Origin of the sequence: Alkalibacterium olivapovliticus, assembly GCF_003003275.1 — a bacterium.
GTDB classification, from domain to species: Bacteria; Bacillota; Bacilli; order Lactobacillales; family Carnobacteriaceae_A; genus Alkalibacterium; species Alkalibacterium olivapovliticum.
The window spans coordinates 1-6,515 of record NZ_PVTO01000048.1 but is presented as its reverse complement, the minus strand read 5'-3'; the positions used below and the strand labels follow the sequence as shown (position 1 = coordinate 6,515).

Annotated in this window: 7 protein-coding genes; all 7 read left to right on the top strand. The window is 43.8% G+C overall.

The features are described from left to right. The first annotated feature begins 378 nt into the window (after window positions 1–378). The 7 genes from CLV38_RS13065 (at window position 379) to CLV38_RS13035 (ending at window position 6,359) form a co-directional block, all read left to right on the top strand. Window positions 379–1,299, top strand: a complete 921-nt coding sequence (locus CLV38_RS13065) for a PLP-dependent cysteine synthase family protein (RefSeq protein WP_106196388.1) — start codon at window positions 379–381, stop codon at window positions 1,297–1,299. Window positions 1,300–1,314: 15 nt separating this feature from the next. Next, on the top strand, window positions 1,315–2,454 hold the full coding sequence (locus CLV38_RS13060) for a bifunctional cystathionine gamma-lyase/homocysteine desulfhydrase (protein ID WP_106196385.1): 1,140 nt from the start codon (window positions 1,315–1,317) through the stop codon (window positions 2,452–2,454). A 21-nt stretch (window positions 2,455–2,475) separates the two neighbouring features. Continuing rightward, window positions 2,476–3,006, top strand: coding sequence for a serine O-acetyltransferase EpsC (gene epsC, locus CLV38_RS13055; RefSeq protein WP_106196382.1), 531 nt, complete (start codon window positions 2,476–2,478; stop codon window positions 3,004–3,006). 22 nt (window positions 3,007–3,028) lie between these two features. After that, window positions 3,029–3,676, top strand: coding sequence for a class I SAM-dependent methyltransferase (locus CLV38_RS13050; RefSeq protein ID WP_106196380.1), 648 nt, complete (start codon window positions 3,029–3,031; stop codon window positions 3,674–3,676). A 24-nt stretch (window positions 3,677–3,700) separates the two neighbouring features. After that, on the top strand, window positions 3,701–4,183 hold the full coding sequence (locus tag CLV38_RS13045; RefSeq protein WP_106196378.1) for an S-ribosylhomocysteine lyase: 483 nt from the start codon (window positions 3,701–3,703) through the stop codon (window positions 4,181–4,183). A 177-nt stretch (window positions 4,184–4,360) separates the two neighbouring features. Further along, window positions 4,361–5,662: a M20 family metallo-hydrolase gene (locus tag CLV38_RS13040; RefSeq protein WP_106196375.1), complete on the top strand. Its 1,302-nt coding sequence runs from the start codon at window positions 4,361–4,363 to the stop codon at window positions 5,660–5,662. Between the two features lie 28 nt (window positions 5,663–5,690). After that, complete coding sequence (locus tag CLV38_RS13035; protein WP_170068912.1) at window positions 5,691–6,359, top strand: sugar phosphate isomerase/epimerase family protein; 669 nt, start codon at window positions 5,691–5,693, stop codon at window positions 6,357–6,359. The last annotated feature ends 156 nt before the right edge of the window (window positions 6,360–6,515 follow it).

Here is a 6,515-nt window from a genome sequence, read left to right as displayed (position 1 = left end):
TAGGGAAGTCCTCTTTTCTGTGAATTTAGTGTGGTAACTCTATTCTACAGAAGGGACTTCCTTTTTTCTATTTACACAAAATATTTTACACTCTCTTGACAAGAGATTTAGATAATGCTAACATCAAAAGTGAGACTACTAACATTAGAACGACTAAGGAGTGTTTGATCGTGCAAAAAACATTTTTAGAGAAGCAAATGGAGTGTTGCTGTACTTGTATACAGTCTATTTCTCATGCTCTCAAAAATGTTCTAGCCGATTATAGTGATCTCACACGCTTTACGCCGTAGTGCATAGTGTGAGTGAACGACCGTTAGAATAAATTAGAGTGAGCGCATGAGGATAATTCCTTATGCGCTTTTTTTGGAGGAGGATATTATGATCATTCAATCTGTCAGCGAATTGATCGGTCAGACGCCCCTGATGCAAATCAATGGGTACGATGTGCCCAAAGGAACGCGCATACTGGCTAAACTCGAGCAGTTTAATCCCGGTGGAAGCATTAAAGACAGACTGGGCGTGAAGCTGCTCAAAACAGCTTTTGAAGAAGGTCGTATCAATACAGACTCGACTATTATTGAACCGACAGCCGGCAATACCGGAATCGGAATCGGTCTGGCTGCTCTGGAATACGGCATGCGTATGATATTCGTCGTTCCAGAAAAATTCAGTGAAGAAAAACAGGTCTTGATGAGAGTTCTGGGGGCAACGATCGTTAATACCCCTACAGAAGAGGGGATCAAAGGAGCAGTAGAAAAAGCTAAAGCGTTAGGCAGAGAAACAGATAATTGCTACCTTCCCTTACAGTTTGAAAACCCGGTCAATCCTTTAACTTATTATGAAACACTGGCTCCAGAAATCATCAGTGACTTAGATGGGCTTGTTCCGGATTCATTTGTAGCGGGAGCTGGCAGTGGGGGTACCTTCAGTGGAGTAGCACAGTACCTGAAAGAACACTCAGAGGCTGTCCGGACAGTCGTCGTTGAACCTGAAGGCTCTATTCTGGGTGGAGGCGAGCCAGGACCACATGAGACTGAAGGAATCGGTGTCGAATCAATTCCACCATTTATGAAAGAAGAATGGATCGATCAGGTATACACCATATCGGATAAAGAGGCTTTTTACTACACTAAAGCGTTAGCCAGAAAAAACGGGTTATTTGTCGGGAGTTCAAGTGGTGCAGCTTTTGCAGCGGCCTTACAGGAAGCACAATCACTACCAGAAGGCAGTACTATAGTGACGGTCTTTCCTGACGGCAGTGAGCGCTATTTGTCAAAAAATATATATAAAGAAAATTAGAGGAGACGATAGACAATGAGAATGAAAACAACTTTTATACACGGTGGAATCAGCCACGATGAAGCAACAGGATCAGTCAATGTCCCGATTCATCAGACAACAACGTACAAGCAAAGCAAGGTAGGCGTGCACAAAGGATTCGAATACTCCAGAACAGGTAATCCAACACGACTTGCTTTGGAGAAACTGATAGCTGATATGGAAGGTGGCGTCAGAGGTCTGGCATTTGCTTCCGGATCTGCCGGAACACATACAATCTTTTCGTTGTTTTCGCAAGGCGATCATATCATTGTTGGAGATGACGTATATGGCGGGACGTACCGCCTGATCAATAAAATCCTTAAGCGGTTGGGTCTGACATTTACGGTAGTGGATACTAGCGATATTTCAACTGTCGAAGAAGCTGTGACTGACAAAACAAAAGCAATCTTTTTAGAAACACCGACTAACCCACTGCTAAAAATTACTGATATTCAGGCTGTTGCAGAAATTGCTAAAAATCATAATGTCATCACAATAGTAGATAATACATTTGCGACCCCTTATCATCAGCGTCCACTTGAACTAGGCGCAGATATCGTTTTGCACAGTGCATCAAAATACCTTGGTGGACACAGTGATTCAGTTGCCGGACTGGTAACGACAAACAGTGAAGATCTGGCAGAAGAATTGGGCTTCCTACAAAATGCGATCGGAGGCATTCTTGGACCACAGGACAGCTGGATCGTACAAAGAGGAATCAAGACATTAGGTATTCGTATGGAAGCGCATGAAGCCAATGCAAAAAAAATCGTTGAATTTCTGAATACGCATGATAAAGTTCAGAAGGTCTATTACCCTGGACTGGAATCACATCCTGGACATGAAACAGCTAAGAAACAGACGAGCGGTTTTGGCGGAATGGTCTCTTTCGAACTGACAGAAGGGTTATCGGCTAAAACATTTGTAGAAAGCCTTTCACTGATCACGCTGGCTGAGAGTCTTGGCGCTGTGGAAAGTCTGATTGAAATACCGGCACTGATGACACATGGGGCGATACTGCCTGAGGACAGACTGAAATCTGGTATCAAGGATGAACTGATCCGTCTCTCTGTAGGAATAGAAGATGTAGAAGACTTGATAGAAGATCTGACTGAAGGATTCAGTCGCGTTTAAAAGACGGGCGAAGGAGTTATCATGAAGGCATTTAAAGAGTATATGGATACCTACAAGAAAAACGACCCGTCTGCACGTTCCACACTCGAAATCGTTCTGACTTACCCTGGCGTGTGGGCGATGTTTTATCATCGCATCGCACACTTTCTCTACAACCACCAGTTGAAGTTGCTGGCGCGAATGATATCCATGCATGCCCGCTGGCTGACAGGAATTGAAATTCATCCGGGAGCAACGATTGGCAGACGATTTTTTATTGATGACGGTATGGGGATCGTCATCGGACAGACGACCATTATCGGTGACGACGTCCTTATGTTTCATGGCGTAACGTTGGGTGGAAGAGGCGACGTGACAGGCAAAAGACACCCGACAATTGAAGACGGTGTTCTCTTGTCTGCCCACTCACAGATTATTGGAAATGTGACGATTGGAAGAAAAGCTAAAATTGGAGCGAGTGCAGTGGTTCTTAAGGATATACCTGAAGGCGTTACAGCTGTAGGGGTTCCTGCTGTAGTCGTCAAGACGAAAGAAGAAAATCAGATCATTTAGCTGAAGAAATGGGGAAGTAGCTATGGGAAGAGAGTTCTTAAATGTGTTTACGGGCTGGGCAAGTGAATATGATTCATTTGTTGAAGGTAAAGATGACCAGTACCGGGAAGTATTCAGGAATTATGATCAGATCCTGGATAAAATCGTTTCTAATGCAGGACAGTCAGTGATGGAGTTCGGGATTGGAACAGGTAATTTAACCCTTAAACTACTGGAAGCGGGTAAAAATGTTTGGGGAATCGAACCTTCAGATGAAATGAGACAACTAGCTCTAGAAAAATTACCTGAAGATACAGTGGTGAAAGATGGCGATATGCAGGACTACCCAGTACCAGATTATCCAATCGATACGATCGTCAGCTCATATGTCTTTCATCATTTGAATGATGCAGAAAAAGAGACAGCCTTAAAAGATTACGCTGGGCAGTTGATTAGTGGAGGGAAAGTCGTCTTTGCAGACACCGTATTTGCATCAGATAATGAAAAAGCCGCAATTCTTGAGGAAGCTAAGAGCTTAGGGTATGATGAATTAGTAGAAGATCTCAACAGAGAATATTATCCGATGTTGTCAACGGTATACGATGCATTGAAAAGTGCAGGCTTTACCCATATTTCATTTAACCAGATGAATGCATTTGTCTGGATTTTTGAAGCAACAGTCACACACTAAACCAATAAAGGAGCAAATTTAAACATGGCAGATAAAAAAATGAACGTTGAAAGTTTCAACTTGGATCACACAAAGGTCAAAGCACCTTATGTAAGAGTAGCCGACCGCAAATCCGGTTCCAATGGCGACTTGATCGTCAAGTACGACCTGCGCTTCTCACAGCCGAATGTAGAACACATGGACATGATGGCTGTTCATTCACTAGAGCACCTGACAGCAGAGCACATTCGTAATCATGCGGACTATATTGTTGATTTTGGGCCAATGGGATGCCAGACCGGATTTTACTTGACCGTATTGAATCACGACAACTACGATGAAATCTTAGATGTGATTGAAAAAACGATGCAGGATGTGCTGGAAGCTGATGAAGTACCGGCAAGCAATGAAGTTCAATGCGGATGGGCAGCACATCACACGCTTGAAGGCGCTAAAGAAGTAGCTAAAACCTTCTTGTCCAAACGGGATGAATGGTCTGTCGTTTTTGCAGAAGAGGCAATCAATTAAACCAGTTAAAGGTTAGCGGATCAGTCAGAGAGGGAACTCCTCTTTGGCTGGTCTTTTTTTTACATTCTGCCGTGGGATAAAATAGTTAAGACCTAAACAGTCTGAATCACAAGTGATATGTGTAAGGATAAAGAACTCATGCTATAATAAACACACTAATTTGGGGGAGATGATCGAATGGAAAATACAGGTTATGATTTAGAAAAGCTCTTGATGAAGACATATGACAGCAAACTTTCTGAGAATGGAGTCTCAGGGGAGAGACTCGCAAAGCGTTTAGGCAGGTTATCTCAGATTGGATTGACCGAAGACAATGGATCGAGGCGTCCGGGGTTCTCGCTTCAGGAGCGGGAAGCGAAAGACTGTGTGATTGAATGGATGCAGGAAGCCGGTTTGACTGTAAGAGAAGATGGAGCAGGAAATATTATAGGGAGACTGGCCGGGAAGCAGCCGGAAAAACCGGTGATCTTGAGTGGCTCTCATGTCGACACTGTGCCGAATGGCGGTCATTTTGACGGGACAATTGGGGTGCTATCATCGCTTGAAGTAGCCCAAGCATGGAAAGACACAGGTTATATACCGGAAAAACCGTATGAAGTAGTCGTCTTTACTGATGAAGAAGGTTCACGATTCAATGGCGGTCTGACTGGGAGCGAAGCCATGATGGGCGATACGGATATTGACGCTATGAGTGCCAAACGTGATTTTGAAGGGCGTTTGTTTGGCGAAGTCATCAGTGATGTCGGATTGAGCGTGGATGGTTTTAAAGAAGCGAAAAGATCATTCGAAGAAATTGAATCTTTTGTGGAAGTCCATATTGAGCAGGGAAAACGCCTTGAAAAAGAAAATCTGCCTTGTGGAATTGTTACAGGGATAGCAGGACCCTACTGGCTGAAACTGACATTCAAGGGCCTTGCAGGGCATGCTGGGAATACACCTATGACGGATCGTCAGGATGCGCTGGTTGCTGCAGGACATTTTATTCACTACATCAGTCATCTACCAGGAAAAATAAATGACTCCGCCGTGGCAACTGTCGGTAATATTGAAGTAAAACCAAATGGAACCAATGTTATACCAGGGGAAGTCGTAGTCTACGTCGATATTAGAGATATTTATGAAGAATCCAGACAACAGTTGATCACAAGCATCTTGGAATCTGCAGAGACAATCAGTCAATCATGGGGCATCTCGCTTGAAACCGAGACGGTACATAATGTTGCACCTGTACCCATTCCAAAAGAGCTGCAGGAAAAATTGAAGAAAGCCGCTTCTGCATCGGGGATCACCCCATATGCTCTTCCGAGTGGAGCAGGACATGATGCTATGATAGTTGGTCAGCATCTGCCTTCTGCACTTTTGTTTGTAAGAAGCAAAAAAGGAATCAGTCATAATCCAGCTGAATGGTCTGATTTAAATGACTGTGTGCAAACAGTCAAGGTGCTCAAGCACTATCTCGAGAGCATTCAGAAAGACTGACAGTTACCTTAGGAGTGGAGCGATACAGATGAGACAAGTGACCTATTCAACTTTACCTTTTTTACATTTGACACCAGTTGAAGCAGTTAAGCGGTGCCTGGAACAGGGCACTGACAAAGTAGAACTGTTTATGGAGGGGAGCAGCTGGTCAGATCTGACTCTGACCCAGCTCGATCAGTTAGCGGGTGCTTTAACTGAAGTGGACATGACATATAGCGTTCATCCTCCTCAATTTGACTTGAATCTGGCTAGTCAGTGGCCGGACATTAGAAAAGCAGCAGTCAGGGAATACAGCAGGGCAATTGAGTTCGCAGGAGGAATAGGGGCGTCGCATGTTGTGATAAACCCTGGTGTCCGGCATTTAAGTGTGTTTGATATGAACCAGTCACGACTTTACGCTAAAGAAGGAATCGAAGCTTTACTGCCATTAGCGGTAACCCATCAGGTCCAGCTGGGAATCGAAAATGGCGGGTCAAAACTAAAAGAGTTATTCGATGAAGAGAGCTTTGTTGCCTTTGTAAAAGCTTTTGATCATGATCTGATTGGAGCTGTAATTGACAGCGGTCATGCACGGTTGACAAGGTGGAATATACCAGCTGCAATGAAGGCACTTGATACCAAGCTGATTGCTCTGCACTTAAACGATACCAGCGGGAATGTGGACAATCATCTCTCTCTTGGAAAAGTCTTATGGTAATAAGTCAAGACAAAAGTAATGGCAATAACTGGCGATCTTTTGGAAAAAGAGCATACTGAATAAACCGTCAAACTATAGAGAACGCTAGTTCTCTATAGCGAGTGCAAAAGGAGTTGCGACATTCATTTTATGAATGTTCTATATCCCTCCTTGGGG